At 40.4% G+C, this 19,326-nt stretch carries 20 protein-coding genes; 7 read left to right on the forward strand and 13 right to left on the reverse strand.

Going from position 1 to position 19,326, the window contains the following annotated elements:
- Positions 1 to 4 precede the first annotated feature (4 nt).
- Positions 5 to 502 carry a YkgJ family cysteine cluster protein gene (locus LDL79_RS03305; protein ID WP_072983746.1) on the reverse strand — a complete coding sequence of 166 codons (498 nt, stop codon included), beginning with the start codon at positions 500 to 502 and terminating at the stop codon, positions 5 to 7.
- A 35-nt stretch (positions 503 to 537) separates the two neighbouring features.
- Between LDL79_RS03305 and LDL79_RS03310 the strand changes: the two genes are divergently transcribed.
- Positions 538 to 1,269: a class I SAM-dependent methyltransferase gene (locus LDL79_RS03310; protein ID WP_225599143.1), complete on the forward strand. Its 732-nt coding sequence runs from the start codon at positions 538 to 540 to the stop codon at positions 1,267 to 1,269.
- Between the two features lie 94 nt (positions 1,270 to 1,363).
- Positions 1,364 to 2,158: a membrane metalloprotease gene (locus LDL79_RS03315; protein ID WP_225599144.1), complete on the forward strand. Its 795-nt coding sequence runs from the start codon at positions 1,364 to 1,366 to the stop codon at positions 2,156 to 2,158.
- A 76-nt stretch (positions 2,159 to 2,234) separates the two neighbouring features.
- Here the strand turns inward: LDL79_RS03315 and LDL79_RS03320 are convergent, their stop codons facing one another.
- Complete coding sequence (locus LDL79_RS03320; protein ID WP_225599145.1) at positions 2,235 to 3,119, reverse strand: hypothetical protein; 885 nt, start codon at positions 3,117 to 3,119, stop codon at positions 2,235 to 2,237.
- 229 nt (positions 3,120 to 3,348) lie between these two features.
- Here LDL79_RS03320 and LDL79_RS03325 point away from each other — a divergent pair, with 229 nt between their 5' ends.
- Positions 3,349 to 3,513, forward strand: coding sequence for a hypothetical protein (locus LDL79_RS03325; protein WP_164916934.1), 165 nt, complete (start codon positions 3,349 to 3,351; stop codon positions 3,511 to 3,513).
- Positions 3,514 to 3,516: 3 nt separating this feature from the next.
- Here LDL79_RS03325 and LDL79_RS03330 read toward each other — a convergent pair whose 3' ends face one another.
- The 4 genes from LDL79_RS03330 to LDL79_RS03345 all read right to left on the reverse strand — a co-directional run bounded on the left by LDL79_RS03330 (position 3,517) and on the right by LDL79_RS03345 (position 6,703).
- Positions 3,517 to 4,209 carry an HAD family hydrolase gene (locus tag LDL79_RS03330; RefSeq protein ID WP_225599146.1) on the reverse strand — a complete coding sequence of 231 codons (693 nt, stop codon included), beginning with the start codon at positions 4,207 to 4,209 and terminating at the stop codon, positions 3,517 to 3,519.
- 95 nt (positions 4,210 to 4,304) lie between these two features.
- Entirely contained in the window at positions 4,305 to 5,996 is a 1,692-nt protein-coding gene (gene ettA / locus LDL79_RS03335) for an energy-dependent translational throttle protein EttA (RefSeq protein WP_225599147.1), read from the reverse strand.
- 60 nt (positions 5,997 to 6,056) lie between these two features.
- On the reverse strand, positions 6,057 to 6,527 hold the full coding sequence (locus LDL79_RS03340; RefSeq protein WP_225599148.1) for a DinB family protein: 471 nt from the start codon (positions 6,525 to 6,527) through the stop codon (positions 6,057 to 6,059).
- Entirely contained in the window at positions 6,527 to 6,703 is a 177-nt protein-coding gene (locus tag LDL79_RS03345; RefSeq protein WP_225599925.1) for a CAL67264 family membrane protein, read from the reverse strand. Before LDL79_RS03345 ends, LDL79_RS03340 begins: the two co-directional genes overlap by 1 nt.
- Positions 6,704 to 6,939: 236 nt before the next feature.
- On the opposite strand from LDL79_RS03345, the gene LDL79_RS03350 reads away from it, so the two are divergent.
- Positions 6,940 to 8,568, forward strand: coding sequence for an acyl-CoA carboxylase subunit beta (locus tag LDL79_RS03350; RefSeq protein ID WP_225599149.1), 1,629 nt, complete (start codon positions 6,940 to 6,942; stop codon positions 8,566 to 8,568).
- 166 nt (positions 8,569 to 8,734) lie between these two features.
- Entirely contained in the window at positions 8,735 to 9,910 is a 1,176-nt protein-coding gene (locus LDL79_RS03355) for an MFS transporter (RefSeq protein WP_225599151.1), read from the forward strand.
- Between the two features lie 37 nt (positions 9,911 to 9,947).
- Here LDL79_RS03355 and LDL79_RS03360 read toward each other — a convergent pair whose 3' ends face one another.
- From LDL79_RS03360 to menA, 7 genes are all read right to left on the reverse strand, one after another.
- Positions 9,948 to 11,270, reverse strand: a complete 1,323-nt coding sequence (locus tag LDL79_RS03360; protein WP_225599152.1) for a M24 family metallopeptidase — start codon at positions 11,268 to 11,270, stop codon at positions 9,948 to 9,950.
- A 134-nt stretch (positions 11,271 to 11,404) separates the two neighbouring features.
- On the reverse strand, positions 11,405 to 11,869 hold the full coding sequence (locus LDL79_RS03365; protein ID WP_128755703.1) for a hypothetical protein: 465 nt from the start codon (positions 11,867 to 11,869) through the stop codon (positions 11,405 to 11,407).
- Positions 11,870 to 11,949: 80 nt separating this feature from the next.
- The gene (locus tag LDL79_RS03370; RefSeq protein WP_167597861.1) at positions 11,950 to 13,026 is read right to left on the reverse strand and encodes an AMP-binding protein; all 1,077 of its coding nucleotides are present in this window, start codon (positions 13,024 to 13,026) and stop codon (positions 11,950 to 11,952) included.
- A 10-nt stretch (positions 13,027 to 13,036) separates the two neighbouring features.
- Positions 13,037 to 14,020, reverse strand: a complete 984-nt coding sequence (locus LDL79_RS03375; protein WP_225599153.1) for a CPBP family intramembrane glutamic endopeptidase — start codon at positions 14,018 to 14,020, stop codon at positions 13,037 to 13,039.
- A 3-nt stretch (positions 14,021 to 14,023) separates the two neighbouring features.
- A complete protein-coding gene (locus LDL79_RS03380) occupies positions 14,024 to 15,058 on the reverse strand; it encodes an o-succinylbenzoate synthase (protein WP_225599154.1) in 1,035 nt (344 codons plus the stop codon).
- Between the two features lie 11 nt (positions 15,059 to 15,069).
- Positions 15,070 to 15,750, reverse strand: coding sequence for a metal-dependent hydrolase (locus tag LDL79_RS03385; protein ID WP_167597864.1), 681 nt, complete (start codon positions 15,748 to 15,750; stop codon positions 15,070 to 15,072).
- A gap of 83 nt (positions 15,751 to 15,833) precedes the next feature.
- Complete coding sequence (menA, locus tag LDL79_RS03390) at positions 15,834 to 16,736, reverse strand: 1,4-dihydroxy-2-naphthoate octaprenyltransferase (protein WP_225599155.1); 903 nt, start codon at positions 16,734 to 16,736, stop codon at positions 15,834 to 15,836.
- A 200-nt stretch (positions 16,737 to 16,936) separates the two neighbouring features.
- Here menA and LDL79_RS03395 point away from each other — a divergent pair, with 200 nt between their 5' ends.
- Positions 16,937 to 18,685: a glycoside hydrolase family 13 protein gene (locus LDL79_RS03395; RefSeq protein WP_225599156.1), complete on the forward strand. Its 1,749-nt coding sequence runs from the start codon at positions 16,937 to 16,939 to the stop codon at positions 18,683 to 18,685.
- Between the two features lie 86 nt (positions 18,686 to 18,771).
- Positions 18,772 to 19,305: a DUF421 domain-containing protein gene (locus tag LDL79_RS03400; protein ID WP_225599157.1), complete on the forward strand. Its 534-nt coding sequence runs from the start codon at positions 18,772 to 18,774 to the stop codon at positions 19,303 to 19,305.
- Positions 19,306 to 19,326: the final 21 nt, after the last annotated feature.

Here is a 19,326-nt window from a genome sequence, read left to right on the forward strand (position 1 = left end):
GGAATTATTTGAGTTTGATACGTTCTTTCATTTGCTCAACAATGTTATACGCGGCCGGACAAATAGCAACATTCTTTAAAGTGATATTTGTGATTTGCTGAAATTTCTTTCGGTCTGTGTGAGGAAATTCGGCACAGGCTTTTGGGCGAACATCATAGATCATACAATAATTATCTGCTCCCAGAAATGTACACGGCACTTCTTGCAGCACATAATCGTTGTCTTCATCAATGCGTAAATAAGTATCTATAAATTGCGCGTCTTTCATTCTAAAATGCTTCGCGATTCGGGAAATATCTCTATCGGTAAAAAGCGGACCAGTAGTCTTACAGCAATTTGCGCAGGTGAGACAATCGGTACGCTCAAATTCCTCATCATGCAATTCCTGCATTTGATAATCCAGATCTTTGGGCGGTTTTCGCTTCAGCTTTTTAAAATAGGCAGCAGTCTCTTTATGCTTATCTTTGGCAAGATTGGGCAGCTGCTCAATAAATTCATCCATACCGTAAAAATAAGCATTTAAAGCACCCTTAGTTTATGGCCGAAAAAGATTCTCAAAACCCGGATATATTTGGTCAAGCACTTCTTGATTTTTATAACGAAAACTATACAGAAGACATTACGGTGATCTCCTCGCTTACCGAAGATGACGAGATACCTGTACCTTATCTTTTCCGCAGTTATGAAGAAATGCCTCTGGTTGAACAAGAGGCACTCGAGCTCGCCCAAGGAAAAACCCTGGATATTGGCGCTTGCGCCGGCAGCCATTCGCTTTATCTTCAAGATAAGGGTATTGATGTTTTGGCCTTAGACATCTCAGAAGGTGCCATCGAAGTTTGCAAAAATCGCGGTATTAAAAAAACGGTTGTTTCTGATGTATTGGATTATGATGAAAACGGTTACGATACCCTCCTGTTAATGATGAATGGTACCGGTATTTTTCAAACACTTAAAAATACTGAAGGGTATTTAACCCATTTACGCAGCCTACTCAAACCCGGCGGCCAGATCCTTGTAGACTCTAGCGATATTGCTTTTATGTATGAGGAAGAAGACGGGAGTTATTGGCGTGATGCAAGCCGGGATTATTATGGCGAAGTCACTTTTAAAATTCAATACAAAAAGCAAACTTCTCCTGCGTTTGACTGGTTATACCTCGATTACAAAACCTTGAAAACCGAAGCAACAAAAGCAGGTTTTACGTGTGAAAAAATCTGTGACGGACCGCATTATGATTTTCTTGCAAGACTAATAAAAACTACTTCGTAAAAAACCACGTAAGTATTAAAAACATCATAAACCCTATACAACAAGACCTTAAGCTAAAACGTTTAGTTATTTTAGCCGCACTTAAATTTAAACAATGACTTTACACAAGATTACCCCCTACTTCACCCTACTTTTTACCTTTTTAATTTTATCGTGTTCCAGCGGAAGCGATAGCGACAACACCCCTGCTGATCCTACACTGGCTAACAAACAAGCTTTGGGAAGTTCGGCGAGAGACTTTTTAAGCGCCGAAGAATTCACGTCAATGAATGTAGAGATCGCTTATGTAGATGGTTTTAAACCTTCAGAAACTACGCTGAGTAATTTGAGATCCTTTTTTACTGAGCGCCTAAACAAACCTGATGGTGTGACTTTTACAGAAACGGTGGTACCCGCTACGAGCGTAGGATCGCTCAACCGCGATGAATATGTTGCAATCGAAAATGATAACCGAACCGTTTTTAACGAAGGCGATGCTTTAGGCGTTTGGGTATTTTTTGCCGATCAGAATTCTGAAAGCGATGAAGGTAACAGCCGCATTTTAGGTACTGCCTATCGCAACACGTCGTGCATTATTTTTGGTACTACACTGAGAGAATTTAGTCGTGGCATTACTGGACCTAGCCTCACACAACTGGAAACTATTACTACCGAGCACGAATTTGGGCATTTATTTGGTTTAGTGAATCTAGGTACCGAAATGGTACGTGACCACGAAGATGAAACTGCAGATGACGATGGAGGCGAAACTCCAAATAAACACTGTGATCAAGAAGATTGCCTGATGTATTTTCAAACGGTTGCTGATGCGACCAGTACTGCAATGAATAATCTACCCACTTTTGGCGAGTTCTGCTTAGAAGATTTACGCGCCAATGGCGGAAAATAGATTTATATAAACAGTCTTAAAAAAGAAAAGCTTCGGAGGATCTCCGAAGCTTTTTTTATACTGAATGATTACAGGATTAATCTAAAACCAAGTTAGTGGTTGCGATCATTCTTCCACCATCAAAGATGTTGATCTTGTAAAGACCTTTTGCAAATTCGCCACCTTTAGGAGCGATGTTCTCACAGATATCTAAAGCGGTTTTCTCATAGTAAAATTTAGAGATCGCACTGTATGTTACCGAAGTAACACTATCTAATTTAACGGTTTTATTTTCACCTAAAATATTGTTTTGAGGGTCTAAAACCTGAACGTATAATTGCTTATCGCCGGCATCTGCGATACGGTTTTGCGGCACGGTATAACACGCTCTGATGCGATCTACACGACGTGCATTGTCGTTTTCTACAAGCTTCCCGCTGTTTCTGACAATGACTCCAGTTCCTACCAATTTATTAGCAGCAAGACTTGCGCCAAGGGCTATTTTTTCAGCCAACTCTTCTTTTACCATCGCAAGACTGTCGCGCTTCATTTTTGACACTTCAAGTTCATAGCTTGTACTGTCAACACGCATTGCAAGCATTTTGTTCATCCCTTTTAAGCTGTCGTTCTGCGCAAATAAAAATTCACGTTCTTTTTTAAGCTTATACACCTCATCACGGTAGCGACGTAAAACAGAGATACTCGCATCCATCTGCTGTACAGAATCGATCAAGACTTGAATACGATCTCTTGCCTGATTGAGTTCGGTGTCTTTTAGATTGTTCTCTTCAATTACCGCGTCGTACTTGGTAACCATTTGTTTAAGATCATTAAGAACCAGTTCTTTTTCCTCGGTCAGTTCGGCTTTTGTATTTTTTTCCTGATTGTACAGTTTAATAGCAAATGCACCGGCAACCACAAGAAGTACGGCAAGAATACCGGTAACGATCTTTATACCTGTGTTTTTATTTTCATTCTCCATAAATAAATAATGCTTTGATTAGATTCGGTTTTAAATATTAACGTTAAAGCTGATTCAAAAGTGTACAAAAGCGATCATAAAGACCTCTTAATTTACTGTTTTTTAACGTAAAAAACAGCAAAACCTGCATTTGAAATCGGGGTCAAACATACAAAAAAGACTAATGCAGCTCTTTTAATTTTTTATTAATACCTTATAATTAAAATCGCATATCTGTATCTTTGATTCTATGAAAGAAGAACACAAACGAGCGGCCATTTTGTTTGCAGTCTTAGCCGCTTTTGCGATCATTATCTGTTTTTTTCAACCCAGTTTTGGCAAAGGTTTACTCTTTGGGCTGGGTATCGCTGTGCTTATTTATATTCTGCGCAGTTTTCTTCCGCGCAGGCAATAACAATTACAAGAGGTCTAAAAGTTCGTAGGCACTTTTAAGCGCTTTAAATTTGGAGTGATTGATCTCATCATCTACCTGCTCGTGAGACCACGTAGTATGAAAGGGTATATGAAACGCATAACCACCCATAGCCAGTACCGGGATCACATCAGACTTTAGCGAATTACCGATCATTAAAAACTCGTGGGGCGCAATATCTAGATGCTTGACTAGTTTCTTGTATTGCGTTTCCTTTTTGTCAGAAACGATCTCCACGTGATGAAAATAATCGATCAGTCCGCTTTTAATCAACTTGCGCTCTTGATCTAGCAGATCGCCTTTGGTCGCTACTACAAGTTTATATTTCTTAGCAAGTTGCTCTAGCACCTCTTCTATATGCGGAAGCAATTCTACCGGCTCGGCGAGCATCTCTTTCCCTTTATTGAGAATAAAATCTATCGTATCGGCCTGCATTTGATCACCCATCAATCTATGCGCAGTTTCTAACATTGATAAGGTGAACCCTTTAATGCCGTAACCATAGGTGTCCAAGTTTTTTATTTCGGTATCTAAAAGTTTTTGAACGATCTCATCCTCATCACCATAAGTAGATAAATGTTTGGCGAATGCCACTTCGGCATCTCTAAAAAAGGTTTCATTGACCCATAAGGTGTCATCGGCGTCAAAAGCAATGACTTTTAAATCTTTAAGACTCACACTAAATTGATTTATGATTCTGACTAAAAATACTTAAAATAAAAATCCTCACGCGAAGAATCACGTGAGGATTTTGAATACACTTAGTGCTTAGATTATCGCACCAGCTTTTTATACTTAATACGTTTAGGCATGAGATCACCGCCCAGACGTTTTTTCTTGTTTTCTTCGTAATCAGAAAAACCACCTTCAAAGAAATACACCTGGCTATCTCCTTCAAAAGCTAAAATATGCGTACAAATTCTGTCTAAGAACCAACGGTCGTGAGAGATCACTACTGCGCAACCTGCAAAGTTCTCAAGACCTTCTTCAAGCGCACGCAGCGTGTTTACATCAAGGTCGTTAGTAGGCTCATCAAGTAAAAGTACGTTCCCTTCTTCTTTAAGGGTCATCGCTAAGTGCAAGCGGTTACGTTCACCACCAGATAACATACTCACTTTTTTATTTTGCTCGCTTCCACTGAAATTAAATCGGCTTAAATACGCTCTACTATTCACTTGGCGCCCGCCCATCATAATCAGTTCTTGCTTATCGCTGAAATTTTCCCAAATGGTTTTCTCCGGATCAATATTACTATGCGACTGATCTACGTATGCGATCTTTGCAGTTTCTCCTACGGTAAACTCACCTTTATCTGGCTCGGTCTCTCCCATAATCATTTTAAAGATCGTGGTTTTACCGGCACCGTTAGGACCAATAACACCTACGATTCCTGCCTGCGGAAGCACAAAATTCAAATCTTCATAAAGCAACTTTTCGCCGAAGGCTTTACTCACGCCTTTAGCGTCGATCACGTTAGTACCTAAACGCGGCCCGTTAGGAATATAGATCTCTAATTTCTCATCGGTTTGTTTTTGATCCTGAGAAAGTAATTTATCATAATTGCTCAAACGCGCCTTTTGCTTGGCTTGACGCCCCTTTGGAGCCATACGCACCCATTCTAACTCCCGTTCTAATGTTTTTTGACGCTTGCTCGCCTGCTTTTGCTCTTGGGCCATACGCTTGGATTTCTGGTCTAACCAAGAAGAGTAGTTTCCTTTCCACGGAATTCCCTCTCCACGGTCAAGTTCTAAAATCCAACCGGCCACGTTATCCAAGAAATAACGGTCGTGCGTTACAGCGATTACCGTCCCTTTATATTGCGCCAAATGATGCTCTAACCAGTGAACGCTTTCTGCATCTAAATGGTTGGTAGGCTCATCAAGTAACAATACATCAGGTTCTTGAAGCAACAGTCTACAAAGGGCTACACGGCGGCGTTCCCCGCCCGAAAGCACACCAATCTTCTGATCAGCGGGAGGCGTACGTAACGCATCCATCGCAACTTCTAGTTTATTATCTAACTCCCACGCCCCACGTGCATCTATCTCATCCTGAAGCACGGCCTGACGGTTCATTAGTTTTTCCATCTTATCAGGATCGCTATATACTTCTTCTAAGCCAAACTGATCATTGATCTGGTTGTACTCATCTAAGATCGCAACGGTATCTGCGGCTCCTTCTTTAACCACCTCAAGCACCGTTTTCTCATCATCCAGTTGTGGTTCTTGTTCTAAGTACCCCACAGAAAACTCCTTATCTGAAGTTACATCCCCCTGATAATTCTTATCTATACCTGCAATGATTTTGAGCAAAGTAGATTTCCCCGAACCGTTAAGCCCCAGAATTCCAATTTTTGCTCCGTAGAAAAAACTCAAGTAGATATTTTTAAGTACCGGAGTATTGGCACCGGGAAAGGTTTTACTCACCCCGGTCATTGAAAATATTATTTTTTTATCGTCACTCATAGTCGTTTGTTTAAATCTAAAATTATAAATATGCTGTTGAACCTAACGCAAAAATACGTGTTATAGTAAGCCCAATAACCTAAGAATTATAGCAAGCTGGCCTGTATGATAAGCATTGTGTTCTAGGACTAACGCGAGCTCGCGCACTATAGTTTGTTCCTTGCCGTTCTTAGGGGTATCCAACAGACTCAAATCTGTTGTATCGATAAACTCCCGCAAGGCTTCCTGATCTGTATAAAACTGCTGTTGCAATGCCTGCCATTCTTCTTTGGTAGCAGCGGTATTGCTCCCCGGCCAGTAATCTTTAGGCCAAGAAGGCGTATTATATTCTTCGGCAATGCAAAAGTCTAAAATATCTTTTTGCGCATAGACCATATGATAAAAAACTTCGTAAAAAGAATACGGCAGCCCTAACGGTCGTTTTCCTGATTTTTTAAAGGAAATTTTATCTAGCAACTCGCTTACCGGAGTAAAGGCTTCACCCCCTTTGAGATGTTTCAGAAGCTGTTCTTTTAAAAGTGCTTCTTCCATTAAACCCTTCCTTTTAATGCATTAAAAACCCAGGCGATTGCAAAAAAACCAATACCTACCGAAGCAAAACCCCAACCGGCAACTTCAGAATATTTAAAAGCGCCCATTGCAATAAGACCAAGCCCTACAACAATCATTATAAAAGTTGCCCAGCCCAATACTGTATTCTTATTCATCATAATCGTTTATTTATTCTATTTTGGGAAGTTACAGCCCAGAATGCAATACTACAACCTAAGTTTCATAAGCGCACAACGCATCACCGGGAATTCCATTAAAACGCAAATATCGCGTTTTTCACATAAGTATAACGATTTCATAAGCCCGTGATTTCGTATTTTCGTTCACACACATTAATACACTTCACGAGTATTTTTTAGCAATCTAAAAACTACTCTTACATATTATTTCAATGGATATTAAGTTCAATAAAAACGAAGACCATAACAAACTTTTAGTTTCTGATTTAAAACGCCGATTTGCTAAAGTGCAATTGGGTGGTGGCGAAAAGCGCATCGCAAAACACCACGAAAAAGGAAAATTAACAGCTCGAGAACGTATTGATTTTTTATTGGACGACGCCGAAAAAGCCATTGAGATCGCCGCTTTTGCCGGAGAAGGAATGTATGAAGAACACGGGGGCTGCCCCAGTGGTGGTGTGGTGGTCAAAATGGGCCACATCAGCGGTAAGCAATGTATTGTTGTTGCTAATGATGCTACGGTAAAGGCAGGTGCCTGGTTCCCGATCACCGGAAAAAAGAATTTACGCGCGCAAGAGATTAGTATCGAAAATAGACTGCCCATTATTTACTTGGTAGACAGTGCAGGTGTGTATTTACCAATGCAAGATGAGATTTTTCCTGATAAGGAGCATTTTGGCCGCATTTTTAGAAATAACGCGGTGATGAGTAGTATGGGCATTACGCAAATAAGTGCGGTAATGGGCAGTTGTGTCGCCGGTGGTGCTTACTTACCAATTATGAGCGATGAAGCAATGATCGTAGATAAAACGGCAAGTATTTTTCTCGCCGGAAGCTACCTTGTCAAAGCTGCCATTGGCGAAACTATAGATAATGAAACGCTGGGCGGCGCAACCACACACTGCGAGATTAGTGGTGTAACGGACTATAAAGCTACAGACGATCGAGATGCACTCACCCGAATCAAAAATATAATGGGTAAAATTGGTGATTTTGAAAAAGCCGGTTTTAACCGTATTGATGCAGCTAAACCTAAGGAAGATCCTAAAGATATCTACGGAATTCTACCTGCCAAACGCAGCGACCAATATGATATGACCGAAATCATAAAGCGGCTGGTTGATAATTCTGAATTTGAAGAATACAAAGAAGGATATGGTCAAACGCTCATTACCGCCTATGCGCGCATTGACGGCTGGGCGGTAGGCATTGTGGCCAATCAACGTAAGATCGTAAAAACCAAAAAAGGCGAGATGCAGTTTGGCGGAGTGATTTACAGCGACAGTGCAGACAAAGCCACTCGTTTTATTGCCAATTGCAATCAGAAAAAAATACCGCTTGTTTTCTTACAAGACGTTACCGGTTTTATGGTGGGGAGCAAAAGTGAGCACGGCGGCATTATTAAAGATGGAGCAAAAATGGTTAATGCCGTTAGTAATAGCGTGGTTCCTAAATTCACCATTGTAGTTGGTAACTCGTACGGCGCCGGAAATTATGCGATGTGCGGAAAAGCTTATGATCCTCGACTGATCGCTGCTTGGCCTTCGGCGGAATTGGCAGTTATGAGCGGAAATAGCGCTGCAAAAGTTTTACTTCAAATTGAGACGGCTTCCCTCAAAAAGCAGGGTAAAGAGATTACGCCCGAAGTGGAAAAGGAACTTTACGACAAAATTAAAGCACGCTACGATGAGCAGGTTTCACCCTATTATGCAGCTTCCAGAATTTGGACTGACGCCATTATTGATCCGTTAGATACGCGTAAATGGATTTCTACCGGTATTGAGGCTGCTAACCACGCTCCTATTGAAAAGAAATTCAATTTAGGAGTAATTCAAGTTTAGCAGGCAACCTCCACAAACTGAACCTTCTCAAAGACACCTGTTGTATTTTGCACTTTTTTAGTGACTAAATCGGTTAAGTCAACATAGTTTAAGCCCAAATAACTATCCTATCTTTGCCAGATTGTATCCTGCCATTTGGTTTGACAGGTAATTAAAAACACTTTACATGTTTAAAAAGAGTCTGATCGCGTTAGCAATAGGTGGTTTTGGTATTGGTATGACTGAGTTTGTGATGATGGGTATTTTACCTGACGTTGCTAAAGACTTGAATATAACCATTCCGCAGGCGGGGCATTTTATTTCTGCTTACGCGCTAGGCGTAGTTATTGGCGCACCAATACTTGTGGGAATCGCAGGCAACTATTCGCCTAAAAAGATTCTTTTTTCGCTAATGATAGCCTTTACCGTTTTTAACTCTTTATCTGTATTTGCATCAAGCTACGGACTGATGCTGATCTCAAGATTGCTTTCGGGCTTACCGCACGGAGCGTTTTTTGGCGTTGGTGCCGTTGTCGCCAGTAGGCTTGTTGCAAAGGAAAAAGCAGCAAGTGCCGTGGCTATGATGTTTAGCGGACTTACCGTTGCCAATATTATTGGGATTCCGCTAGGGACTTACGTAGGGCATAATATTTCGTGGCGCTACACTTTTATGATCGTAGTAGTAATAGGACTGATTACGGTTTTAGCCATTCGATTCTGGCTTCCGAAGATTGAAAAATCTGAACCTATTCCTATAAAACAAGCATTGAAAATCTTTAAGCGTACAGAACTCTGGCTTATTCTAGGAATTACTGCCATTGGTACCGGTGGTTTTTTTGCGTGGTACAGCTACATCACCCCGCTGCTTACCGAAGTGAGTGGCTTTGACAATGATATGGTGATCTTCATTTTAATGCTCGCAGGATTAGGAATGACCTGCGGAAATGTTCTGGGAGGAAAACTTGCTGATACGTTTTCACCCATAAAAGCTACTGCCATTTTGCTGAGCGCGATGACGCTTTGTTTGATTACCATTTCGCTGATCGCTCCTATTCAATGGGCGATGTTGTTGATGGTGTTTGTTACCGGCGCGTTTGCGTTTTCTACTGCACCTTCCATACAAATGTTGATGATCAAATCTGCTAAAGAGTCTGAAATGCTTGCTTCTTCTGTGAATCAAGCTGCATTTAATATCGCCAATGCGGTAGGCGCTTATTTAGGAGGTTTACCTATAGCAGCGGGTTATGGCTATACGACTCCTGAATTAGTAGGTGCTTGTCTAGCCTTTGGCGGAATATTATTATCAATTAGTGTAATGCTTCTGCGAAAAAAGCGTGCAAAATTAACCGCTCAGCAAGCCTAACATAGTCTGAAGCGGTGCTCTAAAATAGAAAGATGCTTTATTTCAGCAGCAGCAAAGATTCCTGACGTTGATTGATATATTTGAATCCGTTAGCGCCCCAGAAGCCATCTTCTTCGAGCATAATGCGAATGTCTTTATCCCATTGCGGTAGCGTCACCGTGGTGTTTAATTCTATCGCATAGGTCGTATTCTCATACAACGGGTAATCACCAGATCCCGGCACACCTTCTTGTGCATCCCACATCCCAATGGTTGGCCCGGCAGAATGCCCATACAAGCCTAGTGGATGCGTGTAGATAGAAGGTTGAAGTCCGGCTTGTTTAGCTTCTTCAAGTGATTCTTTTAAAATTGCATTACCCGACTTTCCGGTTGCGAAATTACCGGTTAGTATGTCTTGAAGTTGATTTCCTTTTTTAAACGCTTCCTTTAAAAATTCCGGGGCTTGAGTTTCACCATCTTTTAAGACATAAGCGTGTTGCTGACAATCTGTATTTAAGCCTAAATAGGTGATCCCAAAATCACAATGCAATAAATCTCCCGGCTGAATTACCTGGCCTTCGCTGTGATTGGTAAAGGCAGTGATATGACTTTCTAAAGGTTCGCTGTCACGTTGAAGGTCCACAGTAGGGTGAAACCAGGTCTCCAGTCCCATATCGGTAACCTTTTGTCTTAAAAACCACACCACGTCTTCGGTGGTTGTTTTTCCCGGTGTAATCACCTTTGAACTAAATGCCTCTTGAATAATATCGTGCGTGATACCCACCAATTCTTCAAACAATTGCATTTCAAGAGCCGTGCGGGTTTCGATCCAACCTACCGCGAGATCTTCAGCTGAAACAACCTTGTTCTTATAGTTTTCGGGAAGTGCTTTTATAAACAGCTCATAATCTGTTTTTGAAATTCCGTCTGCAATTCCGTAGTTATCAGAATAATTTAAGCTTATTTTTTGCGGATTGTATTTTGTAATAAGCTCCATCAACGCTTTCCATTGATCCGGCTCCTTTTCCTTATCCCACGCCGAAGTAATGTTGTCACCAATATTATATCGGGCTACCGCTAGTTTTTCTAACTTAAAGCGCTCATCATCCCAATAAAATACAAGCATTGTGCGTCTTCTTGCATTGAGCCAAGTTGCCGGCAACATAGTTCGTACCACCGGATCTTCATTATATTCTCGTGTAATGAGCACCCACATATCAATGCCGCTGCGCGACATAACATCAGGTAAAACCCGCTTAAAACGCTCAGAGAGAATTTTATCAACGAGCACTGCCCGGTCGCGTTCCGGTAAAATCTGGCTGTAAGAAAAAGGTATATTTAAGAAGAAAAGGCAAACAAATAGGAGAAGTATTTTACGCATTATAAGAGTTTAAAATCAACTCTAAATTACGTATTAAACCCCAATAAAAAAAGGTGCTCTAGGCACCTTTTAAATTCCGTTTTGAGATTCAATTAGACTAAAAATCGGTAAATCTCAATGCTGGTTATAATGATTTAATTATCACGGTTTTTCTTTCGTTTCCGCACCGCCGAATTTGAGAAATCCATCGCAATGAGTTTTTCTACTTCTTCTTCGGTGAGGATTGATTTAAGATCTGCTTTGAATTCATTTTGCATACGCTCAAAATCTTTACGCATTGTTTCGGCATCTTTGGTTTCATCTTTTTGAAGCCCCATTACCTTATTGAAATAATCTTCTAAATAGGTGCGAAGAACTTCAGTCTGAAAAGGATCTAGTTCAAATTCTGCTACATAATCAGGCAAACGCTCTTCAGCAATTTCAGCAGCAGTTGGAGGTTCTTCCGTAGGACCTTGTGGCGTTTGACTGGCTCCCATCATACTTCCCATACGACTGCGGCCATAGCCTCCATAACCACCATATCCCCTACCGTAACCGTACTGAGCATAGATAGATTGCATTGAAAATAAAGTGATTGCGATGATAAAAAGATAGCGCATAATATAAAATTTTGCCAAAGATAGTAAGTTCGTTTTAAATCTGAGAATGTTCTGTGTTAAGGCATAAACACAAATTGTGCCTAAATCTCTTCGGCTGCCGTGAGCGATTTCAGCGTAGCGCCACGCTTGACCTTACCGTTGTTTGTACGAATAAATTTTGGCGTACAGTAGATACGCTTTGGCGTTTCATACTTACCTAAAACTTCAAAGTTGAGGCGAGAAGCATCAAAACTATCACACTCGATAACCAAGATCAATTTCTCACCAAGAACCGCATCCTCTTCAGCACCAATAATAAATGGAACATCTATTTGATGGGCCAGTTTTTTTTCAATCGACTCCGGATAAAGTTTAATCCCGCCACTGTTGATCACATTATCTATGCGGCCCAGCCAGTGAAACTTTTTATAGGAAATAAGGTCTACCAGATCGTTCGTAACGATAGGATCTGTGGCCACTCTGGGTGCTTTGATCACCAGACAACCCCGCTCGTCTTTGCTTACCGTCACCTTGCTCAAGGTTTTAAACGGCGGCTCCCCTTCTCTATTTTTCTTTGAATTTACACGACGTACCGCAATATGGGTGATCGTTTCGGTCATGCCATAAGTCTCGTAAATCTTGGTTGGGCAATCCTGAACCAATTCTTTTAAGGTTTGTGAAAACGGACCGCCACCTACAATGAGTTTGGCCAGCAGATGCATTCTGGCAATGCTATTATCAAGCTGAAAAGGAGTCATTGCGGAAAAATCATAACGCTTTAATACCTGATCTAACGGATTTGATTTAGGCGGTACCACATCAAGTTTCCAACCTAAAATCACTGCTCGTACTAACATCATTTTACCTGCTATAAATCGAGTAGGTAAGCAATGTAAAGCAGTTGCCCCGGCTTCTAGGTCAAAGCGTTTGCCGGTAGCTTTGGCACTGTTAACCATATGCTTTTTAAGCAATTTGATGCTTTTTGGCGCACCGGTAGATCCCGAAGTATTGACGAGTACGTAATCTTTATCATTAAGCCAGTCTAGAATAAATTCGCCTAGTTCTTGCTCATAAAGCTCTCCTGTTTTCTGAATTTCTTGAGCAAATTCTCTTAAGCCGGTAGCTTTGAGAGACATTCCGTTGAGTTGAAATTCGGGGTGTACAGGATATTTAGACATCACATCAAATTTAATCAGGCACTAAATTATCTTCAAGTTGTGTTTCTTTTGGTTTTTCAACGGGACCGAAGAGTTTCTCCTTCCAGCCGGTCCATTTATACTTATAAGCCAAAATCCCTAAAAAGATAGGATAAATTATAAAAACGGGCAATACATCTACAATTCCGGCGGTGGGATCAGAGATGTCTTTGAAAATAGAATAGGTTTGAAAGGCTGTCCAATCAGCGGTAACTAATAACGCTGAAATTAAATTGTTTGCTGCGTGAAAGCCTAAGGCAAGTTCCATTCCTTCATCCATCAAGGTCATTATTCCAAGTAACAAACCGGTACCGAAATAAAATACCATTACAATGTCACCCATAGCACCAATTTCTGGATTAAAATAGTGTAAGCCTCCAAAAATAAAGGAAGTCATCACTAAAGGAAACCATCTGTTTTTTGCTAAAACCCCAAATCCTTGCATTAAATATCCTCTAAAAACGAACTCTTCTACGCTGGTTTGTATGGGCACAAAAAGAATAGCAACCACACATAAAATTAAAAATGGAATCAAGTCAAAGGTGACCTCAAACTCTTCCGGAGCTATATAATAGGAAAGTAAAGTTGTCCCTATTGTGTAAATGGTAATCATTATAAACGCAAACCATATGCGTCCCCAGTCAAATTTTTTACGCGTAGTGATAACATCTTTCATCTTCTGCTTATGTAGATATTTTACAGCAAGAAAAACACCTCCTAGAGCAAATACAAAAGATAATAACAATAAGAACAAGGTCAAGTTTTTATCCAATACTCCCATCAGCGTAGCTTGATCAAGGCTGCCCATTGTATTTCCTAATTCTTCAGGACTACCTTGATTATCCATCCATAGTTTTCCTAGAATGGCAAGAGTAAATGGTATTTGACCTATAGTTGATGCAGCAATTATAAGAACCGAACCTACAAGATATCTCCAGAACTCGTGTAACGCTTTATACGCCTGTGCTATAAACATAAATTAAAATTGAAAACTCCAGCGATTCTCAGGCATATACCACAATTCGCCGTGTTTAATTTCTAATGGGGAAGATACATTATTTGTATATAACGCACCAGTACCCAAACCTTGTGGAATACTAGTACTTTTAGTATAGGTGTATTGTGCAATGGCATTAAGCCCAATATTGCTTTCTAATGCTGAAGTGATCCACCATCCGATACCCAGCTCTTCTGCCAGTTGAATCCACGTATCGCATCCGCGGAAACCACCAACTAAGCTGGGTTTTAAAATAATATATTGAGGTTTTATTTTTTGCAATAACTCCTTTTGCTTAGCATAGCCAAAAACACCTATCAATTCTTCATCTAGCGCGATCGGCAACGGGGTTGTTGCGCATAACTGTGCCATTGCATCTTCCTGTTGCTGTTTGATAGGCTGCTCTATAGAATGTAAATCTAATGCCGCAAGACGCTTAAGTTTCTGCAATGCTTCGGCTGGAGCAAAAGCACCGTTAGCATCGACACGCAGCGTAATTTTTTCTTTCGGAAAACGGTCTCGAATTCTCTGAAGCAATTCAATTTCAGCATCAAAATCGATGGCTCCAATCTTCATTTTAATGCAATCAAATCCTGCCGAGAGTTTTTCGGTAATCTGTTCTTGCATAAATTCAGGTGATCCCATCCAGATAAGACCATTAATGGCAATCCCCTCATTTCCTTGCGTAAATTCAGAAGGAAAAAGTTCAAAAGGATTTTTAGCGTGAAACGATTTAAAAGCCATTTCCACACCAAATTGAATACTCGGGAAGTCAGTAAGCCGCTCATAAAGCGTTTCTTCCCCCAGATGAATGTTATCGCAAACCCATTTTAGGGTTTCTTCATAATCAGGACGATCATCAATGCTAAGGCCACGCAGAATCCCACATTCTCCAAAACCGACTTTATCTAGCTCTTCGATTTTAAGAAACCATGTCTCTTTTACATTCATAACGCCCCGCGATGTTCCGCTGGGGCGTTTAAAATTTAAAATGAATTTTTTATAAGATGCTGTCAAAAATCACGTGTTTAGAGTTCGTACGAACTTCCTATTTCTAAAAGGGTAAGTTGTTTTTCGACGGCGTCAAAGGCTTTTTTAGCGCCTTCGTGATCAATCTCTATATAGCCAAAGGTATCATAATGACAGCCTATGATGTTGTTGCATTCGATAAAGTCACTGGCTAAAACAGCATCTTTGATCCCCATTGTAAAATTGTCACCAATAGGTAAGATCGCCAGATCAAGATCAAACTCCATCCCAATCAGTTTCATATCCATCGTAAGTGCGGTATCGCCTGCCATATAAATGGTTTTATCATCTATGCTGAACACAAAACCACCGGGTTGCCCGCCGTAGCTTCCGTCAGGAAATGAGCTTGTGTGAATGGCATTTACATATTTTACTTTACCGAATGGAAATTTCCAGCTTCCGCCGTGATTCATCGGGTGCGTTTCAATGCCTTTTTCGCCGTAATGATTAGCGATCTCAAAATTGCTTACGATGATCGCATCCGCTTGTTTTGCGATAGTCTCAGCATCTAAGGTATGGTCTTGGTGTGCGTGGGTTAAAAAAATATAATCCGGATTAAGATCTGCGATGTCTATTTTATCTTTAGCGAGTTCGTTTCCGGTTATAAAGGGATCTGTAAGAATCGTGGCTTCTTTAGTTTCAAAGCCAAAACAGTTTTGCCCGTAATAAGTAATTTTCATAGTTGTAAATTTTTGCAACTAAATTTCGATAAGCTAAAGCACAACAGAAAATCCCTAACTATAAGTTTTCGTTAAAAAACGATTTAAAATAAAAATCCCAAGGTAAATAAGACCGAAAAGAAAAAGGTGGCTAGTGCTACTTTTTTGAGTTCAGGATCTAACAACGCCGGACTTTCATTTTGCGCCACATACGCCAGATGTTTTCCTAACGGAATAAAAACAACACAGGCAATTACAGACCATAAATAGGTATTGGTAAAATGGAAAAACAGTAAACTCGCCACTAGCGCTCCTACGATTAAAAAGTAGTGATAGAACTTCGATTTTTTAGGCCCTAGAAAAACCGCCAATGTATTCTTTTTTGCACGCGCGTCACTCAACCGATCTCTCATATTGTTGAGGTTCAAGACCGCTATGCTCAAAAAGCCAACAGTTAATGCCGGAAGAAAAACAACAGCATCTAGCTGTGCTGCATACAAGTAGTAACTCCCTGCCACCGCGACAAGACCAAAAAAGATAAACACAAACAAATCTCCAAGTCCCATATATCCGTAAGCACTTTTACCAACTGTGTATTTTACGGCAGCGAGTATGGCCAGCAAGCCCAACACAAAAAACAACACAGATTCTAAAAAGCGTTCAGAGCCAAATGCGGTATAAATAAGTGCAATACTAATCAAAAGCGTTACCGAAGCGGTAAAAACCATTCCGTTTTTTAATTGCTTGGCTGTAAGCAGTCCGCTTTGCATTGCTCTTGCCGGACCAATGCGTTCGTGATTATCGGTCCCTTTAACACCATCGCCATAATCATTGGCAAAATTAGATAGAATCTGAAATCCTAAAGTTGCCAATAACGCCAGAATACAAATATCCCATCTGAAAAATCCAGAGTTATACGCCATTGCGCTTCCTACAATAATTCCTGAAACGGAAAGCGGCAAAGTACGAAGTCGGGCTGCAGAAACCCACGCCTTAACTGGTGTCATAATTGAATCTTTAGTGCAAAAATACGCTTATAAAAGGGTTTAAAGAAACGAGCAATTATAATTTTAAATGCTTTAAAAAAGATATCGAAAGCGTTGTAGTGATTTCTAAAAATAGTATTTTATACCTGATTTTGAATGAACTATCAGTTCAAGACAAAAATTCACACCTTGAATTTACAACCACTGTTTAAAAGATTACTATGAAAAAACTTCTACTTTTTAGCTTGCTACTTTCTGTCATTGTAAGCTGTAATGAAAATAAAAAAACGTCAAATGCTACGAAACAACCAGAGCAATCCATTGACAAAAAATGGTGGAAAGAAGCCATCGTTTATCAAATTTACCCGAGAAGTTTCCAAGACACTGATGGTGATGGTATAGGAGATTTACAAGGGATCATCAACAGGCTAGACTACGTAAAAGATCTTGGAGTTACAGCGGTATGGCTCAATCCGATTTATAGTTCGCCCAATGATGATAACGGGTATGATGTGAGCGATTATAGAAACATCATGAGTGATTTTGGCACTATGGAAGATTTTGATACGATGCTTTCTGAGATGCACGCCAGAGATATAAAGCTCGTGATGGATATTGTAGTAAATCACAGCAGCGATGAACACCCGTGGTTTAAAGAAAGTCGCAGCTCTCGAGACAACCCTTATCGCGATTATTACCACTGGTGGCCGGCAGAAAAAGGAGAACCACCTTACCGTTATAGTCTTTTTGATGCAGAAGGAAACGCTTGGAAGTATGACGAGAAAACCAACGCCTACTATCTGCATTACTTCTCTCAAAAACAACCTGATTTAAATTGGGAGAATCCAAAAGTGCGGCAAGAAGTTTACGATATTATGACGTTTTGGGCAGAAAAAGGTGTTGATGGTTTTAGACTTGATGCATTTCAGTTTGCAGCAAAAGACACCACATTTCCTGAGTTTCCTAAAGGTTTTGAGAAAAACTTCATTCAGTTTTACGCTATGCAAGATGGTCTTCACGATTATTTAAAGGAAATGAATGAGCAAGTTTTTAGCAAATATGACGTGATGAGCGTGGCCGAAGGCGCAGGTAGAACGCTTGAAGAAGCACACGAACTCGTAGATGCAGACCGTAACGAGATCAATATGGCTTATGCCTTTGATGGAGTCGATATTCCTAAAGCAGAAGGGTATAAACTTTCAACTTTTAAAGAAACCTTCTCAAAATGGGACAGTGCTTTTGCAGACAAAGGGTGGATTTCCATTTTCTTGTCTAATCACGACCAAGCCCGTATGGTAAGTAGGTATGCAAATGACAGTCTGCCGTATCGCGCTCCATCTGCAAAAATGCTCAACACGTTTATCTTAAGTATGCGTGGTACACCCTACTGCTATTTTGGGGACGAACTGGGAATGACCAATAATCCTAAACTTCAAAATATTGAAGATTACCAAGATATCGCCGCCATTAACGGATACAAAAAAGCAAAAAGTCAAGGTGAAGATATGGAAACTTTTATGCAGAATTTACGCTTTGGCTCCCGCGATCATGGCAGAACCCCGATGCAATGGAATGCTTCAGAACATTCAGGCTTTACCTCCGGGAATCCTTGGCTGCCTGTAAATTCCAATTATGTTGACGTAAATACCGAAGCAGAACTAGCCGATGAAAATTCGGTATTAAATCATTTTAAAAAGATGACTGCTCTAAGAAAAGAATCAGATGTCTTGATTTATGGAGACTACAAGCTTTTAATACCCGAACATCCGCAAGTATATGCGTACACACGCAGTTTAGGCGACGAGCAGTTTCTTGTTATGCTCAATTTTAGCAAAGAAAAAGTTTCGGTAGCACTTGAAGAGCTCGGCAACTTTTCAGAGCTAAAAATCAACAATTATTCTAATTTGAATAAACAAGCTAACGAGCTACAGCTTGAACCGTATCAAGCGGTGATTTTGGCAAAATCTTAGCTACGCTTTAGAAATTATTTAATAGCGCTAAAAGCGGTTGCAACGGCTTGAATAAGTAACTTCAAATTCAACCTAACAACGTTACTATGGATACTTCTTACTTTTTTAAAAACCTAACTATGATCCCTGAAGTTTTTCTGGGAACGCTTTTTATTTTCTTGCTTGTTGTAGTACTGACACGAATTTTTGGACTGAAAAGTTTCAGCAAAATGACCGGCTTTGACTTTGTCATCACAGTTGCCATTGGTAACATTATTGGGATGAGCATCAACTCGAGTAAACCGGCAATTCTTCTGGGGGCTTTTATATTACTCGCACTTTTTGCTTTGAATTACGCGGTAACCCTATTGCGCTTCAAGTCAAAAAAAGCTGAAGACCTTATTGACAACGATCCCTTGCTGCTGATGGAAAACGGTCAAGTATTAGAAGAAAATATGAAAGCCAGTAAAGTGACTCAGGCCGAATTGCAGTCTAAATTACGCGAAGCCAATGTGATCAGATTGAGTCAGGTAAAAGCGGTAATTCTAGAAACTACCGGCGAAATAAGTGTATTACATAGCAATGATCAGAGCATCACGATCGAAGATTACATTATGGGCGACGTGATCAGGCAAAAGTAAATGACTTTTCAAACGATTGCT

It is taken from the genome of Leeuwenhoekiella palythoae (assembly GCF_020310025.1).
In the GTDB taxonomy this organism is placed as follows: domain Bacteria; phylum Bacteroidota; class Bacteroidia; order Flavobacteriales; family Flavobacteriaceae; genus Leeuwenhoekiella; species Leeuwenhoekiella palythoae.